The organism is Nostoc sp., from assembly GCF_036917435.1.
Classification (GTDB): domain Bacteria; phylum Cyanobacteriota; class Cyanobacteriia; order Cyanobacteriales; family Nostocaceae; genus Nostoc.
Map to the genome: position 1 here is coordinate 50,832 of NZ_JBALDM010000028.1, position 17,423 is coordinate 68,254.

A 17,423-nucleotide genomic window follows, 5' to 3' on the forward strand; every position below is an offset into this window, starting at 1 on the left:
AATAGGACTGATTAAATTATGAAAGCAATTATTGTAATGCCACTAGCCGAACAACGAGGCGGCGGTGAAATGATGCTTTGGGATTTGGTACAACAAGGACGTAATGCTGGTGTTGAATGGCTGGTGATATTTTTAGAAGACGGCCCAATGGTAGAACAAGTAAAGTCCCTTGGTATTGATACGCGAGTTGTAGAAAGTGGACGTTTACGCCAAATCAACCGTTTTATTGGCGCTGTTTTTCGGATAGCCGCGATCGCACGCCGCGAACGTGCAGATATAATTGTAAATTGGATGTGGATTACACATATATCTGGAGGCTTGGCAGCGATGCTGGCTGGGTTGCCTGCTGTGTGGTATCAACTAGAAGTACCTAGCGATAAAACTTGGTTAGTAAGACTCGCTACTTTAATTCCAGCCCAAGCAATTATCACCCTTTCCCAAGATGGCAAACAAGCACAAGCAGAGATTTGGCCCCACAGACCAACACCTTTGGTTTATCCTGGTGTAGCATTAGACCGATTTGAGCCTAATGCTTTGCCAACTCCCGAAGAAGCACGCCGAAAACTCGGCTTACCTTTACACGGCCCCTTGATTGGAATTGTCGGACGATTGCAACGATGGAAGGGAATGCACGTATTGGTGCAAGCAATGCCCAAAATTTTAGAGAAATATCCTGATGCCCATTGTGTGGTGGTTGGCGGTAAGCACGATTTTGAACCCGACTATGAAGACTTTTTAAAAGCAGAAATCACAAACTTGGGTTTGAAAGACCAAGTAATTATGGCTGGGCTACAGCGTAATATCCCGGAGTGGGTGCAGGCGATGGATGTATTCGTTCATGCTTCTGATAAAGAACCCTTTGGAATTGTGATTATTGAGGCGATGGCGTTGGGTAAACCTGTGATTGCTGGCGATGCAGGCGGCCCGACGGAGATTATTACCGATGGCATGAATGGACTATTAACACCTTACGGCGATGCGGATAAATTAGCGATCGCAATTCTCCGTTATCTTGACGAGCAAGAATTTGCCCACAATGCGGGAATAGCTGCCAGGCAACGCGCCCTCGATTTCTCGACACAGAATTATGCTCAAAATTTTATTAGTGCAATTCGTTCTGCAATACCAAGCGTTTCGTAGGGTAATTGAAACAGTAAATTTTTTGCAAAAGTCAATTTTATGAAAATGAAACCACATATTGACACAGATTAATTATCTATGTCCAACTGTGGTTAAAAATAATAAGAGACTCAAGCAATTGCAAAAACAAGTAAAACTATATCAAAGTCTATCTGTATATACAATGTAGATTTGATGCTCTTATATGGGTGTTTTTTGTCTAAGTTCCACTAATTGGTTTTAACTGTACGTAACAAAAAGCGGTATAGAATCTTTCCCATCTTTTGCCAATTCAATGGCTTCTTTTTCAAATTGCTCAAAACGTTCGGGTGTCAATACAATACATCCCATTGAGCCGGGAACATTAGCATCTTTATGAATACCAAAATCGCCCCTAACACCTCCTTTATCCGTTTTTACTTCAAAGGGACTAATTTGGTAAAAATTGCCCTCTACACCTTTTTTCTCTTTCATTGATATGGGCTTAGTATTAACTGTCCAACATTTTAGTCCTGGTACTCTGTACTCAGGTGGTATCATACCTCCTGTCTGATGAAAGCTTTCTGCTGATTGCTTTCCAGCTGTAGACGATGTGGCTAACCAAACTTGTAATGTGCCCTTTTCAATATGACGTAAACACAACCGACCCTGATCTAGACCTGCATCTCTATCGAAGTTCAACGAAAAGGTTAAGAAGTACATTGTTAGTTGTTTCCCTGAAAAATCTATAGACTTATCAGGTATGAGTTGATAATTTATGCAGGACTATATAATATTTAAATTTATTAACTACATATTGTTGAAATACATGATTTAGTGTATGATTAACTTTTTTATAATTTAATGATGAAACTATCTCGCAGATGAAAGTCAGCCTCTGCACCTCTATGAGTTAACGCCCAGTAAGTCACCTCACCGCCTCTATCTTTAACAACAGTAGTAATGCCAACTTCAATTGCTTGCTCCACAGAAATGATTTTACCAAAATCAAGATCCAACACAAGTGCTAAACCTTCGCCTTGATTTTGAACATCAAACTGGAGTTTTTCAAAAGCTGTTTCCTCTTGCATTCCTTGACGGTATCCATCAAGGCGATAGACATTCCAGTGTCCGGCGGGGGAAAGGTTAAATTCCCAATACTGTACAGAATTATTGATGCCAAGGAAAAATTCAAAGCACGTTTCTTTCCACAATTCATGCTTGCGTGATGGTGTGTTTGATGGGTGAAAGATCGTAATTTCTTTTAAATCGCCTTCAAGCATATAGCAGATGGCAAGTTTATTACCATTTCGAGCGATATTACCTGCAATTGTCAAATTAGGCGGCGATTCATTAGAAGAAAAGGGTTGTAGAGAAAATGTCTGCTCGTTCATTTCACATCTTTGATAATGTTACGAATCTGCATTTCTTGAGATTCAATACTTTCGGTAAGTTTAAATTGCACGATCGCTCTTGCCAAGTTATGTTCTGGGTGCTTTACTTTAAAATAGGTATTCCCAGCTAAATAATCAGCAAAAAATCTTAGTCCTAATTCAAAGGCGATAAGACGGATGGCATCATATATATATGCATAATCATTCTCGGTAAGAAATGCCTTCGCCACAGAGAGATAACCTTGTAAGATTCCTTGACACAAGTCGGTGTCAAAATAAACACTTTCCCAATTCTCGGTTTCTTCTCCAACCGGATTGCAGCCCGATCGCAAACAATCGCCAATATCATAATGTACCAGACCAGGTTTAACGGTGTCTAGGTCAATCACACTAACGGCTTGCTGGGTAGCAATGTCGAACATGACGTTATTGATTTTTGGATCGCCGTGCATCAGACGCAGAGGTAATTTGCCCTCAGCTTTGGCATTTTCTAGGATATATGCAAAGGCTTGGCGATCGCTAACAAATCGCAAGCAATAATCAACCTCAGCATTATTACATACATTAGCTGTCGCTAAAACTTTATCGTAATGCTGGAGATAAAGCGGTGTAATATGGAATCCTTGAAGGGGATCGGCAAGTTTTTCTGGTGGCAAATCGCTGATTAAATTGTGGAACATCCCCAAGGCATAACCGATTTCTTGCGCTTGTGCGCGATCGCGCATAGTATCAAAGGACTGTGAGTTTTCAATAAAGCTAATCGCCCGCCAAAAGGAGCCGTCTGTATCCTTACAATGGTCTTGAGCATCCTTAGTTAGTAGTACGCGGGGTACTTCCCAGCGACGATTCAAGGGGCTGTGCTGTAACCGTTTACGAACATGCTCAGTAAAGGTACACATATTTTGCATAATCAGTTTTGGCTGACGAAATACCTGCGTATTGATGCGTTGCAGGACAAAATGTTGTTCTTCTGAGGAAGCTAGAGCCACTAAAAAGGTGTCATTAATATTACCACTTCCAAATGCTTTAATGTCTGTAACCTTTCCTTGTTGGGCGAATTGATCTGCGATCGCAACCAGATTTTCTGCACCCTCTATATTGAATTCTTCTGTCATTTGAAGGATTTCCGCCAACGCATAATTAATTGATGTCTAGTGAAAATTCGCAACATTTAGATCCCCGACTTCTTAAAGAAGTCGGGGATCTAACTTTTCACGAATGATTTAGGATTGTTATGTATGCTAACACAGCGCGCGACACCAAATAACCCATTGGAGATATTGCGATCGCCAGCCCCGTGCTAATTCAATAGTTAGGAAATTTCGTCGCTATTAACCCATTGATCATAAGATGAGTCATAATCAACATAGTGAATAAAGTATTGCTGATTTTGGATTTGCTGAATCGTTGCAGAATACCAAGCTTCTTGCTTATCATCCCAACATTTTACTTTTTGACCTACTGCATATCCATTGTCATCAGCAGCGCGAAGATCGCGAGTCCGAATATCATCTTCGCCTACCCACTCGTCATAAGATGAACCGTAACCAAGATAATGAATAAAGAATTGGTCATCTTGGATTTTTTCAATTGTTCCCTGATACCAATCTTCCTCTTCACTATCCCAAACTTCTACTGTTTTGCTGACTTCATACTGATTTTTATCTGACTTGACAGCAGAAGCAGACGAAACATCTTGAATCGGTTTTTCTTGCTCTTGTTTAATTTCTTCTTTTACTAAAGCATAAGATTCCAAAATCAAGCCACGAGCGACAGTTTGAGTTCCGGTATGCTCGTAGTAATTGGTAGTTTGATCTAGGAATGCGGCAACAAAATCTAAATTATCATCAGCAATCTGAATAAAATTACCTAAATGACTAGAAATTGATTGTGGAGTTATCCCTGTTTTAGATACTAAATCATTCATCCAGCCTTGCACGGAGTTAAAACTCTGACTGAGAAAGCCAACTTTATCAGAGGGATTACTACCAGGTAGAAAGTTATTGATGGCGGAGAAAACCGGATTTTGAGTTATTGCGCTAGTATCAGTACCACTAATAACGCTGTGAATCTTGCTGAGAAAGTCGGGGCCTAATGGCAGAATTCCATCTATACAAACTAAAGCTACCATCCTTATTAGGGATGCATCTTGATAGTTGTTAGCAAGGGAATTAGCAAACTCTTGGGGTTAGGTTGAGGAATGCCATTTAGTTTGCAAAAAGCGATGATTTCGACGGCTATTTTCAGTGCCAAGTCAATAGATTGAGTTACATCAGCTTTGGGAGTAATGTTGCCTAAAAAAGACAGAAAGCCGATTTTCTCACTAACTTTATTCGCTAAAGCTGCTGCTCCCATAGCTGTGTCTGCCTTATCAATTGTTTGATAAAGTTTAATTGCAAACTCGTAGCCTTTTTGAGGATCTTGGTATAAAGTCACAGCGCGATCGCGGATTTTCTGAATTACCTTAGCATCGGTTTCTCCTGTAATACTGCGAATACTATTATCAAACCCTGTCAAATTGCTCCATTCACCTGGTGCTACGTAATCAAGAGCCTTTAAAACTTTGACAGTAATATTGTCAGTTGGTAATTCGTCAACCAACTGAATAATTGATTTATCCATCAGCCGATCCTCAAAACTCAAAGTTATCCTTACAACACAGTTCAAATAAACCCACAACAACCAATACAAGTTGCTACCCTACGGGAAGCCTTTCTGTGGTTAATGCTGCGCGAATTACTGAATTGTATTAATAGAGTTCCCTGACTTGAGTCAAAAATAACAAATATAAGACTTACGCAAAAACTCTCTGAAACTCTTATTTCTTTGTGTCCTTTGCGTCCTTTGCGGTTCGTTTTTTCATGATTTTGCGTAAGTTCTGAAATAGCGATCGCTACTACAGCACGCCTAATCAGACACGATCCGAATAGTTTCTCAACAAAGATTGAATGACAGATATTGATTTTTGTCATTCCACTGGTATCATAGTTTTATCACCACAGTGGAGAAGTTGCTATGTTGTCGCGTCAACTCGGAAAAAACGGTTCAACAATATCGGCGCTTGGGCTTGGCTGTATGGGTATGTCTGATGTTTATGGGCCAGCCGATCGCAAAGAAAGTATTGCAACAATTCATGCAGCCCTTGATGCAGGTATTAACTTATTAGATACAGGCGACTTTTACGGCATGGGACACAATGAACTGCTGCTAAACGAAGCCCTAACAGGACGGCGGGAAAATGTCTTCATTGCCGTTAAATTTGGTGCGCTGCGCTCTCCTGATGGCAACTTTATTGGCTTTGATGGTCGCCCTGAAGCCGTAAAGACTTCACTTGCCTATACATTGAAACGACTGGGAACCGATTACATTGACCTCTACCAACCAGCCCGGCTCGATCCGAAAGTGCCTATTGAAGAGACTATTGGGGCGATTAGCGAAATGGTGAAAGCTGGATATGTTCGCCAGATTGGTTTATCTGAAGTGGGTGCAGATGTAATTCGCCGCGCTCATAAGACTCATCCAATTGCTTCGCTTCAGATTGAATATTCCCTGCTGAGTCGTAGCATTGAAGATGACATCCTGCCAACCGTGCGGGAATTGGGCATTGCTGTCACCGCTTATGGAGTCCTCTCACGGGGATTGTTGAGCGGTCACTGGTCGAAAGAACGCTCTGAGCAAGTGCAAGACTATCGAGTACATCTACCCCGCTTCTCTGGAGAGAATCTGGATCGCAATTTGTTGCTAGTCGAAGCCCTGCGCCTGATTGCCGAAGAACAGAATGCAACAGTTACTCAAGTAGCAATTGCTTGGGTGCTGTCGCGGGGGAACGATATTGTGCCGCTAATTGGCGCACGGCGTTGCGATCGCTTAAATGAAGCGCTGGGTGCATTAGATATACACTTAAGTAAGGATGCTCTCGCCCGGATTGAGGCAGCAGTGCCACTAAATGCCGTAGCTGGCGATCGCTATGGCCCAGAACAAATGGCAATGCTCGATAGTGAAAAGAAGTAAAAAATTATCGCATGAATGATTCACCTTTGACACCGGAGCGGATTCTTGATGCGGCAGAAGAAGTTTTGTGTCGTTACGGTCTGGCAAAGGCAACAGTCGTCGATGTGGCTCGCTTTTTAGAGGTGAGCCACGGCACGATTTATCGGCATTTTCCCAGCAAGGCTGCCCTGCGCGATGCAGTGGCAGAAAGGTGGCTGCATCGGGTTTCCACACCCCTAGCAGCGATCGCCCAAGAGCCAGGTTCCGCTAGAGAACGGTTGCACCGATGGTTTCAGCAACTCATGACTCTGAAACGTCAAAAAGTTTTGAAAGAACCAGAGTTATTTGCAACCTATTCAGCGATTACCCAAGAGGCGCGAGGGGTAGTTGAAGCTCACGTTACTGAACTACTCAGGCAAATCGCTGCGATCATAGAGAGCGGTATTTCCACTAACGAATTTAGAGTAACCGATCCGCAAGCAGCAGCCAAGGCAGTATTTCAAGCAACAGTTCGATTTCACCATCCAGCCCACGCATCCGAATGGAGCCATCCAAATATCGATAGGGACTTTGCCCAAGTATGGCGCTTGATACTTGCTGGATTAGTGGCAGTTCAGTAGTGTTGATTACTCAGTAGCGTTCGCCTGAAAAACTGTTACTTAAAATTGTCAAGCTGTGTTGTCTCTTTCCCAGTCTCCAGTTGCTTCCGTTGCTCACCATACTCTCGCAGATGTTTCAACAGAACTTCTTGAGATGAGCTAGGGATAGACGGACTGGGAGTTGGTTCAAGGGTGATTTGAGTACTTTCAAAATTAGTAGGTAAAGGATTAACTCTGTCAACGGGTAGCGACTTGTCATGAGACATCGCCTGTTGGGTTCGTGCTGGGGTAGGAATTAGATTATTTTGTTTGTTCACAGCAGCTTTTACCGTATCTAAAGTAGTAGCAACTTGTACTTGTTGCTGCATCTCTTGTGTAGAAGAGACTAAACCACTTAAACCATTCACCAATTGCCGTAAATTTTTGCGGAAATTAGGGTCGCCTGTCAATTCATCTAAATCAGATGTAATTTTTTGGGTATTTTCAAATGTTACTCGTGCTGAATCTAAAGTTTGTTGCAGCAGCACTGCATTCTTCGGATCATTTAAAGTTTTAGAAGCATCGCGTAAATTAGCTGAAGCTTGGGCTGCATTTGCTGAAAGAGTTTCTAAATTGTTGAGTAATTCTCCTTTAGTCAATCGATTGACAGATGGTGATAGGCTGCTGACTGTAACACGTAGTTGGTTGCTAGTTTCGGTGATATTATTTAAAGCGCCAACTAGTGAAGAACGATTTGTTGTTAACAGATTATCCAGATTGGTGAGTAAATTATTTGCTTGAGTTGCAGTTGTACCGAATTTATTTAGTGTTTGACTCGCCGATGTATTAAGTTGGTTTGTCGCTCGTTGCACTGAATTAGCAGTCGCAGAAAATGTATTTAGTTGTTGCCTTAAGCTTTTAGTCAAACCTTGTAAATCTTGACTTAGCTCAGTAAAACTAGATGCTGCACCTGTGGTAGTTTCTAGAACCCTATTGACATTTTTATAAAATTTGGGGTTATTGTATGAAGCCGATAGTTCAGTTGAACTACGAATTAATTCATCAACACTGATACCAATCTGACCTGGTAAGCGAGAGCCATTACAGATAATAAGACTATTATCACAATTTTTATCTAGAGCTTTAGCAAGCACAACCCCAGCAGGTAAAGTTGTTTTTGGTGTAATGTCGATAATACTTTCGCTAATTAACCCACTTTGATTAGCTTCCACCACTACCTTGCGGGGGATAATTAAGTCAGTTTGGGAAATTTCAATTTCTACATCAATAGCATTTGGCCCTGGTAGAACTTTGGAAATAGTTCCTACTTTCACACCTCGATAGCGAACCACTGTTCCTTTTTGCATTCCGCCAGCGTTAGCAAATTCTACAATAATTTTGTATGAACGGCCAGCAGCAGTAAATCTGTTTAACCACACAAAGAGTAATCCAAATACCCCTAGTCCTAGCAGGAGCAACAACCCCACAGAGCCTTCTCTAAATGTTCGCCCAGAAGCGAAGCGGCTTGCCATCAGACCTCGCATTTTTTGCCTCCACCAATAATTAGTTATGAGTTGGGAGAGACGCGATTTATCGCGTCTGTACAAGAGTTATGAGTAGAGACGCAATGAATCGCGTCTGTAGAGGAGTTATGAGTTGAATTTAACTCTGACTCTTTATTCTTAACTTTTAACTCCTCACTTCTAACTCCTAACTCCTAACTTTTGACTTTCTAACCGACGACTTGAATCGGCCCTTTCACACTTCCACTTATAAATTGTTTTATCAACGGATTTTCTGTGTTGTATATCTCACTAACTGTACCCTGCCACTGGACTTTGCCTTCATAGAGAAATATAAGTCTATCAGCTGTCCGGCGGATGGTGCTGTCTTGGTGGGTAACAACAGCATAAGTACTACAAACTCCATGTAGACATTGCAAATAGCGGATTAAATCTTCGATTACTGTTGAGGCAATGGGATCAAGTCCGGCTGTCGGTTCATCGTATAGTAGAACTTCTGGGCCTTCTGAGGGATTATCGGGGTTAGACATAATCGCACGGGCAAAACTTACCCGTTTTCGCATTCCCCCCGAAAGTTCGGCTGGATAAAGGTCGCTGATTGATGGCAAACCAACCATGTCCAATTTTTCTTTTACCAAATCTCGAATACGCGATCGCGACAGCTTTGAATTTTGATAAAGTAAAAATCCCACATTCTCCTCCACCGTCAGCGAATCAAATAGCGCCGCCTGCTGAAACACCATACCAATACCAACCGTCTGGCCACCATCCTCAATCAAACCGTCTCGCCGCACCCCTTGCACATAAATTTCCCCTTCATCTGGACTAAGTAACCCCGCTATTACCCGTAAAATTGTTGATTTACCAGTCCCTGATGGCCCAATAATCCCCAGCGCTTCTCCCCGGTAAACGGTCAAGTCTACATTATCTAGAACTTTACGGCTACCAAAAGACTTAGAAACACCTTTCAGTTCAATCAATGGTTCAGTCATTAGTTATTAATCACTTGTACTGAGCTTTGCCGAAGTATTAGTCATTGGTGAGCCAGTGCCTTAAGCGGGTTCCCTAATTTGTTACCTTTACAAGGAAGCAAGCTACGCGCAGTATCTCCCCTTCTCCCAAAAGGAGAGGCTAGCGCCAAAAAAGAAGCAACTAGCGTGGTTTCCCTGATGAACAGCCTGTGTTAGCAACATTCGCGTAGCAGACGCACCAGAAGGAGCATCACCCAGTGAGTTATTAATAAGTATGACTACTCACAATTAAGCAAAGGACAAATATGCCCAATCAGTGATGTCATAGTTACTAGTAGGGCATTGTATAGCATATTATAAGTATATGATTCGCATTTTAATTAGCAAACTCTATTTTTCTACCATAATATTATTTACGATGTTCATCCTCCCATAATCCTCTCAAATCAAGCCTGACAAAGATACCGTAGTAACTTAAGGTCTCAGTAAAGACCAACTTAGACCCCATTTCTGGACATCAGTAAATCGACTCAATAGTATAAATATACTAGTCAAGGTTATAATTACTTAAAGTAAATATAGCAATTCCATTTGATTTCGACAAAATCTAAGTATATATATTGGCATATCAAGACTAAATTTGTGCGTTATATTTATAGTCTCTTAGGGGTAAATCCCTTGTAATAGCTTTTAGCTATCACACTGTTTTAGCCATGCCACTATGTATATTTAAAAAATCAAATATGATTTCTATAAAAATAGATAGTGTTAAAAATCAAAGTAACAATTATGAGTAACAACTTAGAACAGTTTGCAAGTGATAATTCTTCTGGTATTTGTCCAGAAGCGCTGGAATATATGATTAGGGCAAATCAAGGTAGTGTTCCAGCTTATGGAAATGATGAATGGACTCAAAAAGCCACAGATTATTTTCGGGAACTATTTGAAATTGATTGTGAAGTATTTTTTACCTTTAATGGTACAGCCGCAAATTCTTTATCTTTAGCAGCCCTTTGTCAGTCATATCACAGCGTCATTTGCCATGAAACATCTCACATAGAAACAGATGAATGTGGCGCACCTGAATTTGCATCTAATGGCTCTAAACTTTTACTAGCTCCAGGAAAAAATGGCAAATTAACATCAGAAGCAATAGAGGGAATTGTTACTAGACGTACTGACATCCATTATCCCAAACCTAAAGTTATTAGTATTACACAATCAACCGAATTAGGAACCTTATATTCTATTGAAGAACTTCTGAAAATTAAAGAAGTTGCGAAAAAGTATAACTTAAAAGTTCACATGGATGGCGCTCGTTTTGCAAATGCAGTTGCTGCTATGAATAAAAGCCCTGCTGAAATTACTTGGAAAACGGGAGTAGATGTCTTGTGCTTTTGTGGTACTAAAAATGGAATGGCATTAGGTGAAGCGATTATTTTCTTCAACAAAGAGTTAGCAGAAGATTTTGATTATCGATGCAAGCAAGCAGGACAGCTAGCCTCAAAAATGCGGTTTATTTCGGCTCCCTGGTTGGGCTTATTAGAAACTGGTGCTTGGCTAAAAAATGCTAGACATGCTAATCAATGTGCTGAATATCTAGAAAATCAACTATTAAACATAAATATAGAAGGCATTGAGTTGATGTTTCCGAGAGAAGCCAACGCTATATTTGTGAAGTTACCTGAGCAAGTTATTCACAGTTTAAAAGCAAATAACTGGCAGTTTTATACATTTATTGGTGTGGGAGGAGTACGTTTTATGTGTTCTTGGAACACGACTCAATCAAGAATTGATGAATTGATTGATGATATTAAAAAAGCAACCGCCTAACTCAAAATCGCTGTAATTGCAGTCTGAATGACTCTTATACCTTTGTTTTTCCAACATGGAAGCAAATTGTATCCCTAAAACGATCGCACAAGCAAGCCAGCAAATGCAAACTGGCTTGATAACTTCCCAAACCTTGGTAAAGCATTATCTAGAAGGTATCCAAAAGTTAAATCCTATACTCAGTGCTTTTATTACAGTCGTAGAGCAAAAAGCCTTAGAAACTTCTATTCAAAGAGATTTTGAGCGAAGTAACGGTCAAGAGCGAGGATTACTACACGGAATTCCCATTGCCATCAAAGATAATATTGATACAGCAGGAATAAAAACTACCGTTGGTTCACAACTTTTTTGCGAACTGACAAGTCAGCGCTGGCGCGATCGCATCCCATTATCTGATAGTGTAATTATCCAAAAGCTAAAGGCAGCAGGCGCGGTAATTTTAGGTAAAACAAATTTAAGCGAGTTTGCAGCGAACCTTTCTGGAAACAATCTTTTTTATGGAAATACTTGCAACGTCTGGAACCACCAACACTCATCAGGAGGTTCTTCTAGCGGAAGTGCAACCGCCATTGCTGCTCATCTTTGTTTAGCTGGAATTGGTACTGATACTGGTGGTTCAATTCGAGTTCCCGCCAGTTGGTCAGGAGTGGTGGGATTGCGCCCAACTCATGGACTACTTAGCAATGAAGGGATTTTTCCCCGCACTCCTAGTTTTGATACAGTTGGGTTTTTGACAAATTGTGTAGAAGATATTGCCATTTTACTTGATGCTGTACTTTTCCCTATCTCCACAAATTTAAAACAACTGTATCCTCTAACAACTAATATCAACGGTTTAAAGTTGGGCATAATTAGTAACTATACATTTCGGGTAATTGAACCAGAAATTGCCAAAGCAATTTATAACGCCATATGCATCTTCAAACAACTAGGAGCGGAAATTCTCACTATAAATTCTTCATTCTTAGTAGAAGAATTTGACGAAACGACTTACTCCACCATTGCTCTGTATGAATTCCATCAAGCTTTGCAAATAGAATATGCTACAAACCCCAATATATTTGGAGCTAAAGTACAAAGCGACTTATCCAAAGGAGTCAAAATTTCTCGTCACAGTTACAAAAAAGCAAAGCAGAAATGGGAGGAATGTTTTCTACAACGGCAAAAACTGTTTCAAGAAGTAGATATTCTGATAACACCCACAACACCAATGGTTGCACCTCTTCTTGATACAGATACTAAAACTTATCAATTAAATCGGCGATTTATGTTACCTTTTAGTTTTCTGGGTTTACCTGCAATATCGTTACCTTGTGGCCGAAGTAGTCAGAGTTTACCTATAGGATTACAACTTATTGGTAATTCTTATACTGAAGCTTTAATTTTAAGAGTTGCCTTTGCCTTCCAACTTGCTACTACCTTCTCTAAAGATAGCCTTCTCTAACTAACGGTAAAATATTTCGTCCCACATTTTCACACTCTTCTAAATGGGGATACCCAGACAAAATAAAAACTGTAATTCCCAAGTCAATGTATTGTAAAAGACGCTCTGCCACTTGTTGATAACTGCCAACAATAGCCATTCCTGCACCACTCCGCACCACAGAGATACCAGCCCAAAGTAGTGGTTCAACATACCAATCTTCATCAGCATTTCCCCGTAATTCCCACTGTCGGCTTTGACCGACACTTTCACGTTTGGTATTAGGAAATTCAATAGCTCGTGCTTTAGCTAATACTTGTGGAGAAACTTTTGATAACATTTTTTTTGCTGTTTCCCTGGCTTCGATTTCAGTTGTTCGAGCGATAATATTAATTCTCAATCCATAACGCACCTTTTTTTCCCGTCCGCAGTTATTAACTAATAGCTGAATCTGGTTGATTCGGTCAGCAAGTTGTTGTCGTGCTTCTCCCCACATTAGATAAATATCTGCAAATTCTGCACCCACTTGTTGAGCCATTTCGCTTGCACCGCCGAAATAAAATAGCGGCCCGGACGGTTGCAAAGGTAAAGTTTCTAAACGAGTTTGATGTAGTTGATAAAATTCGCCCTCATAATCAAAAGGATTAGTGGTTGACCATAACTGCCGACAAATTTGCATAAATTCACGAGTGCGACGATAACGGCTATCATGATCTAAAGAATCACCATACATTGCCTGTTCTGTTGGTCGTCCACCTGTGACAATATTAAGTGAAAGGCGACCTTTACTGATATAATCTAAAGTAACGACCATCTTCGCCAATACTGGGGCCGAATAGAAACCTGGACGCACAGCTACCATTGCTCCAGCATTCATAGTAAGGGCTAAAACTGCTGTTGCTAAAGTCCAAGCTTCCATAATGTGGTGGTTGAAACCCATACCAATTAGAACCTGCCGGAACCCAAATCTTTCTGCTGTTTTAAAAATCTCAACAGTATACTCAAGACTCGGAGGACGTTCCCAAACGGGCAAACCCAAATAGAACCCATCACCAGACACTGGAGCGCACCAATTAAATTCCAGTTTCTGTTTTGCAAACATTAATGTAAATTTTAAATTGCGATTTGATTATGCACTATATTTTGAGCAAAATAACGGTTAAAAATGCGACTTAATACACAGAATTCGTGTTGCCATGAAAGATAATAGCATGGCGTTGAGAGCGTAATTACGAACTACAAATTGTTTAAATTAATTTTCAGATATAAAGAAAACCCTAGATTTTTTAACTAAATTGCCAATATACTGCATTAAGACTATCGAAATAGTGTATTTTATGAGCAACACTAAAAAAGTTAATGACGACTTGAGCGCTGCTGGACAACTAACTCCTGAAGAGTTAAAACAGGCAGCCCAAGAGGGATTTAAGTCAGTGCTAAACCTGCGTTCTCCCGATGAAGCAGGTTTTCTCAGTGATGAACAGCAGCAAGCCCAAGCTGCTGGACTGCAATATGCCAATATCCCCTTAAAGGCTTCAGAACCAAATCAAGAGCTAACAGAGGCAGCAATTCAGGAGATTGAAAACTTACCCAAACCAATTTTAATTCACTGTGCGGCTGGAGCAAGGGCTGGTGGTATTGCCTTGATTGCCAATGCTATTAGCGAAGGTCTGACCCATGAAGAAATTAGTCAAAAAGCACAAGAGCTTGGTTTAAACTTAGAACAACCGCACCTTAAACAATTCCTACTTGATAAGTATATTCTCAAGCAAACAGAGAAAAGTTAGTGATTTTGTGTAACTACCAAGCTTTAATCTTTAGGGTTCTTCAGTACCTGTTATGCCAAATTATTAGTTAAATATCAAAAATAGACTTTAAAATCAAGTTTAGAACGCTTAAGTCCCAAGAATGGACTAAAATGTTAAAAACAATGCCTGCTTTTGTTGTACAGCAATATTTTCAGCTTTTTAGCAGATTAATTTAGCATACTAAGTACTGAAGAGCCATCTTTAGCCCTGTCAAAGTGACTTATAAAATCTCTTTTTTCTCTCTGCGCCCTCTGTGTCTCTGCGGTTAAAAAGTATTTTATTTAACCGCAGACACACAAATAACACAAAGTCAAAAGAGTTTCGTGAGTAAAATTTTTACCCACCTTGAAAGGTTAGCCTTAACCTTTTAAGAATAATCTAGAAGTACATGAAAATCTTTCCTAGCAAAAATGACTAACTCAGCACCAAGTCGTTTAGGTGAACTCGCCAAACTGTTTTTTAAACTGGGCGTTATCGGCTTTGGGGGCCCGGTTGCCCATATCGCCATGATTGAAGATGAAGTGGTTAAGCGTCGCCAGTGGTTGACAAGGGAGCATTTTCTGGATTTGCTGGGAGCAACTAACCTAATTCCTGGGCCAAATTCCACAGAAATGGCTATCCATATAGGATACATCTATGCAGGTTGGCTGGGGCTAATTGTCTCAGGTGTTTGTTTTATCTTACCTGCGATTCTAATTACGGGTGGGTTTGCTTGGGTTTATGTTGCCTACGGTACTTTACCTCAAGTAGCTCCCTTACTCTATGGCATTAAACCGGCTGTTTTAGCAATCATTATTAATGCCCTCTGGGGCTTGGCGAAAAAGGCAGTGAAAACTCGCCAATTGCTGGTGATTGCTTTGGCTGTGGCATTACTGACATTATTATTGAAATTAAATGAAGTAATTGCCCTATTAACTGGGGGATTGCTGGGTATGCTTTGGTTGCATTCTGGCGATAAAAACGACAAACCAGGAGATAAAGCCAACTTTCTAATTGCTAGTCTCACCACAGGCGCGACTTTAAAGGCATCAACGGTTGTTGCTGCATCGGTAGCTACTGCATCTACCATAACCAACGTTTCTTTATGGCAGTTGGGTTGGTTTTTTCTGAAAGTGGGTAGTGTCTTGTTTGGTGGTGGCTACCTTTTGGTGGCTTTTCTCCAAGGGGGATTAGTTGAAGAATATGGCTGGATAACACAACAGCAGTTATTAGATGCGATCGCAATTGGTCAATTTACTCCTGGGCCAGTACTGTCTACTGCTACCTTCATTGGTTATATCATTGCTGGTATACCTGGCGCAATTGTTGCCACAATCGGAATTTTTCTACCTTCTTTTGTTTTCGTTGCTGCCCTAAACCCCCTAATCCCACGCTTACGAGCCTCTTCTTGGACTAGAGCATTTTTGGACGCTGTGAATGTTAGTGCTGTAGCGCTAATGGTTGTTACCACCCTACAACTGGGGGCAACCACTTTAACATTACCACAAGCCCCATTTGTAGATTTTCTCGGTTTGGCGATCGCGATCGTCTCGGCCATTTTAGCTATTCACTTCCGCTTCAATGCTGCATGGCTAGTCTTTGGTAGTGCTTTTATTGGATGGGGCGCTTCACTCTTGGGCTACACTCATTGAAATTACATACTTTAGCTTCGTGAACTACCCCGCCGTCTTACCGCAATGCAAGCATACCCTAACAAGGCAAAGAAAGACTGACAATAGTCTCTTTCTCAGGAATGCTATCGATTGTGAATTCACCACCATATAATTTCACTATATGCTGAACAATAGCCAACCCTAAACCAGAGCCTTGTTGCTCCCATAACTTTCGATTAAACTGTACAAAAGCTCCAACTTTATTAATCTCCTCAATCGTCATTCCTTTGCCATGATCAATTACATATAAATTAAATCTATTACCTTCTACCTTGCTCATAATTGTAATTTCATTATTTGGTAAAGAAAACTTTAAAGAATTATCAATTAATTCTTCAATAATAGTAATTAATTTATCTTCTGGTAGCTGGAGCATAGATTCTTGGATATCTAGCTTTAAATCTTTTTGTCTACAATTTTCTGTAGTTTTTTTGAGAGCGACTTCACTAATAATTTTTTTAGCAAAGCATCGATCACTTTTTTCCTGAATTTGACGAATATTTTCGGGATTTTTAGCTATCAATTCTAGATTACTATATAATAAAAACCTTTGAACTAATGCATTCAAGCGATTTGCAGATGTGTAAATTAATTCTGCAATTTCGACTTCTTCGGAGGTAGGAATGATATCACAATTTTCTATTAACAACTGCGACATACCAAGAATACCATTTAAAGGAGTATTCAGTTCGTGAGGTAATGAGTGAGCGATATTCATTCTGAGTTCGTCTAGCTTGGCTTGAGTTTGGCGCTCAACCAAAGCGTGCTTTTTAAGACGAGAAGCGATCGCACGGAGTAGTTCTTCAGGAGTAAATGGTTTAGTTAAATAATCATCTGCTCCAAAATCCATACCCTGACGAAAATCTGAACGCTCTGCTTTGGCCGTAACAAATATTAAAGGTATATTGATAGTTGCTTGGTTTTGACGCAGAGCAGACAATACACTAAAGCCATCCAACTCCGGCATCATAATGTCGCAGATAATTAAATCAGGTAATTTATTTTGGGCAATTTCTAATCCAACTTGACCGTTTGGAGCTATCAAAGTGTCAAAATCAGAAAGCTGTAAAATTTCCTGAATATTCTCCCGAACTTGAGGTTCGTCTTCTATGATTAAAATTGTCTTCATCTAACAATATGTCATAACATATAG

14 protein-coding genes and 1 pseudogene are annotated in these 17,423 nt (G+C 40.4%); 7 read left to right on the top strand and 8 right to left on the bottom strand.

From position 1 onward, the window contains the following. Nucleotides 1-18: 18 nt before the first annotated feature. Entirely contained in the window at nucleotides 19-1,140 is a 1,122-nt protein-coding gene (locus V7K98_RS11635; protein ID WP_335021843.1) for a glycosyltransferase family 4 protein, read from the top strand. A 219-nt stretch (nucleotides 1,141-1,359) separates the two neighbouring features. Here V7K98_RS11635 and V7K98_RS11640 read toward each other — a convergent pair whose 3' ends face one another. The 4 genes and pseudogenes from V7K98_RS11640 to V7K98_RS11655 all read right to left on the bottom strand — a co-directional run bounded on the left by V7K98_RS11640 (nucleotide 1,360) and on the right by V7K98_RS11655 (nucleotide 5,114). Continuing rightward, nucleotides 1,360-1,821, bottom strand: a complete 462-nt coding sequence (locus V7K98_RS11640) for a hypothetical protein (protein ID WP_335021845.1) — start codon at nucleotides 1,819-1,821, stop codon at nucleotides 1,360-1,362. Nucleotides 1,822-1,952: 131 nt separating this feature from the next. Then, entirely contained in the window at nucleotides 1,953-2,492 is a 540-nt protein-coding gene (locus tag V7K98_RS11645; protein ID WP_335021847.1) for a DOMON-like domain-containing protein, read from the bottom strand. Then, nucleotides 2,489-3,607 carry a phosphotransferase enzyme family protein gene (locus V7K98_RS11650; protein ID WP_335021849.1) on the bottom strand — a complete coding sequence of 373 codons (1,119 nt, stop codon included), beginning with the start codon at nucleotides 3,605-3,607 and terminating at the stop codon, nucleotides 2,489-2,491. Before V7K98_RS11650 ends, V7K98_RS11645 begins: the two co-directional genes overlap by 4 nt. Before the next feature lie 197 nt (nucleotides 3,608-3,804). Continuing rightward, nucleotides 3,805-5,114, bottom strand: a pseudogene (locus V7K98_RS11655) (Tudor-knot domain-containing protein). 393 nt (nucleotides 5,115-5,507) lie between these two features. Between V7K98_RS11655 and V7K98_RS11660 the strand changes: the two are divergent. After that, the gene (locus V7K98_RS11660; RefSeq protein WP_335021851.1) at nucleotides 5,508-6,503 is read left to right on the top strand and encodes an aldo/keto reductase; all 996 of its coding nucleotides are present in this window, start codon (nucleotides 5,508-5,510) and stop codon (nucleotides 6,501-6,503) included. A gap of 11 nt (nucleotides 6,504-6,514) precedes the next feature. Continuing rightward, entirely contained in the window at nucleotides 6,515-7,102 is a 588-nt protein-coding gene (locus V7K98_RS11665; protein ID WP_335021853.1) for a TetR family transcriptional regulator, read from the top strand. Nucleotides 7,103-7,137: 35 nt separating this feature from the next. On the opposite strand, the gene V7K98_RS11670 is transcribed toward V7K98_RS11665, so the two are convergent. Together V7K98_RS11670 and V7K98_RS11675 are read right to left on the bottom strand one after the other, a co-directional pair. Next, nucleotides 7,138-8,604 carry an MlaD family protein gene (locus tag V7K98_RS11670; protein WP_335021855.1) on the bottom strand — a complete coding sequence of 489 codons (1,467 nt, stop codon included), beginning with the start codon at nucleotides 8,602-8,604 and terminating at the stop codon, nucleotides 7,138-7,140. 188 nt (nucleotides 8,605-8,792) lie between these two features. Further along, complete coding sequence (locus V7K98_RS11675) at nucleotides 8,793-9,575, bottom strand: ABC transporter ATP-binding protein (RefSeq protein ID WP_335021857.1); 783 nt, start codon at nucleotides 9,573-9,575, stop codon at nucleotides 8,793-8,795. Between the two features lie 768 nt (nucleotides 9,576-10,343). Here V7K98_RS11675 and V7K98_RS11680 point away from each other — a divergent pair. Together V7K98_RS11680 and V7K98_RS11685 are read left to right on the top strand one after the other, a co-directional pair. Beyond that, nucleotides 10,344-11,387 (top strand): threonine aldolase family protein, encoded by a 1,044-nt coding sequence (locus tag V7K98_RS11680; RefSeq protein ID WP_335021859.1) that lies wholly within the window; start codon nucleotides 10,344-10,346, stop codon nucleotides 11,385-11,387. Nucleotides 11,388-11,442: 55 nt separating this feature from the next. Next, on the top strand, nucleotides 11,443-12,831 hold the full coding sequence (locus tag V7K98_RS11685; RefSeq protein WP_335021861.1) for an amidase: 1,389 nt from the start codon (nucleotides 11,443-11,445) through the stop codon (nucleotides 12,829-12,831). On the opposite strand, the gene V7K98_RS11690 is transcribed toward V7K98_RS11685, so the two are convergent. Next, nucleotides 12,812-13,912 carry an LLM class flavin-dependent oxidoreductase gene (locus V7K98_RS11690; RefSeq protein ID WP_335021863.1) on the bottom strand — a complete coding sequence of 367 codons (1,101 nt, stop codon included), beginning with the start codon at nucleotides 13,910-13,912 and terminating at the stop codon, nucleotides 12,812-12,814. The two genes, V7K98_RS11685 and V7K98_RS11690, sit on opposite strands and share 20 nt — an antisense overlap. A 235-nt stretch (nucleotides 13,913-14,147) precedes the next feature. On the opposite strand from V7K98_RS11690, the gene V7K98_RS11695 reads away from it, so the two are divergent. Together V7K98_RS11695 and chrA are read left to right on the top strand one after the other, a co-directional pair. Beyond that, nucleotides 14,148-14,597 (top strand): beta-lactamase hydrolase domain-containing protein, encoded by a 450-nt coding sequence (locus V7K98_RS11695; protein ID WP_335021865.1) that lies wholly within the window; start codon nucleotides 14,148-14,150, stop codon nucleotides 14,595-14,597. Between the two features lie 431 nt (nucleotides 14,598-15,028). After that, nucleotides 15,029-16,249, top strand: coding sequence for a chromate efflux transporter (chrA, locus tag V7K98_RS11700; RefSeq protein WP_335021867.1), 1,221 nt, complete (start codon nucleotides 15,029-15,031; stop codon nucleotides 16,247-16,249). A 58-nt stretch (nucleotides 16,250-16,307) separates the two neighbouring features. Here the strand turns inward: chrA and V7K98_RS11705 are convergent, their stop codons facing one another. Continuing rightward, nucleotides 16,308-17,399 carry a hybrid sensor histidine kinase/response regulator gene (locus V7K98_RS11705; RefSeq protein WP_335021869.1) on the bottom strand — a complete coding sequence of 364 codons (1,092 nt, stop codon included), beginning with the start codon at nucleotides 17,397-17,399 and terminating at the stop codon, nucleotides 16,308-16,310. Nucleotides 17,400-17,423: the final 24 nt, after the last annotated feature.

What these genes read in the sequence shown, in the direction of transcription:
- V7K98_RS11635 (WP_335021843.1), top strand. Translation starts at nt 19, where the DNA reads ATGAAAGCAATTATTGTAATGCCACTAGCCGAACAACGAGGCGGCGGT.
- V7K98_RS11670 (WP_335021855.1), bottom strand. Translation starts at nt 8,604, where the DNA reads ATGCGAGGTCTGATGGCAAGCCGCTTCGCTTCTGGGCGAACATTTAGA.
- V7K98_RS11665 (WP_335021853.1), top strand. Translation starts at nt 6,515, where the DNA reads ATGAATGATTCACCTTTGACACCGGAGCGGATTCTTGATGCGGCAGAA.
- V7K98_RS11640 (WP_335021845.1), bottom strand. Translation starts at nt 1,821, where the DNA reads ATGTACTTCTTAACCTTTTCGTTGAACTTCGATAGAGATGCAGGTCTA.
- V7K98_RS11690 (WP_335021863.1), bottom strand. Translation starts at nt 13,912, where the DNA reads ATGTTTGCAAAACAGAAACTGGAATTTAATTGGTGCGCTCCAGTGTCT.
- V7K98_RS11705 (WP_335021869.1), bottom strand. Translation starts at nt 17,399, where the DNA reads ATGAAGACAATTTTAATCATAGAAGACGAACCTCAAGTTCGGGAGAAT.
- V7K98_RS11680 (WP_335021859.1), top strand. Translation starts at nt 10,344, where the DNA reads ATGAGTAACAACTTAGAACAGTTTGCAAGTGATAATTCTTCTGGTATT.
- chrA (WP_335021867.1), top strand. Translation starts at nt 15,029, where the DNA reads ATGACTAACTCAGCACCAAGTCGTTTAGGTGAACTCGCCAAACTGTTT.
- V7K98_RS11650 (WP_335021849.1), bottom strand. Translation starts at nt 3,607, where the DNA reads ATGACAGAAGAATTCAATATAGAGGGTGCAGAAAATCTGGTTGCGATC.
- V7K98_RS11660 (WP_335021851.1), top strand. Translation starts at nt 5,508, where the DNA reads ATGTTGTCGCGTCAACTCGGAAAAAACGGTTCAACAATATCGGCGCTT.
- V7K98_RS11685 (WP_335021861.1), top strand. Translation starts at nt 11,443, where the DNA reads ATGGAAGCAAATTGTATCCCTAAAACGATCGCACAAGCAAGCCAGCAA.
- V7K98_RS11695 (WP_335021865.1), top strand. Translation starts at nt 14,148, where the DNA reads ATGAGCAACACTAAAAAAGTTAATGACGACTTGAGCGCTGCTGGACAA.
- V7K98_RS11645 (WP_335021847.1), bottom strand. Translation starts at nt 2,492, where the DNA reads ATGAACGAGCAGACATTTTCTCTACAACCCTTTTCTTCTAATGAATCG.
- V7K98_RS11675 (WP_335021857.1), bottom strand. Translation starts at nt 9,575, where the DNA reads ATGACTGAACCATTGATTGAACTGAAAGGTGTTTCTAAGTCTTTTGGT.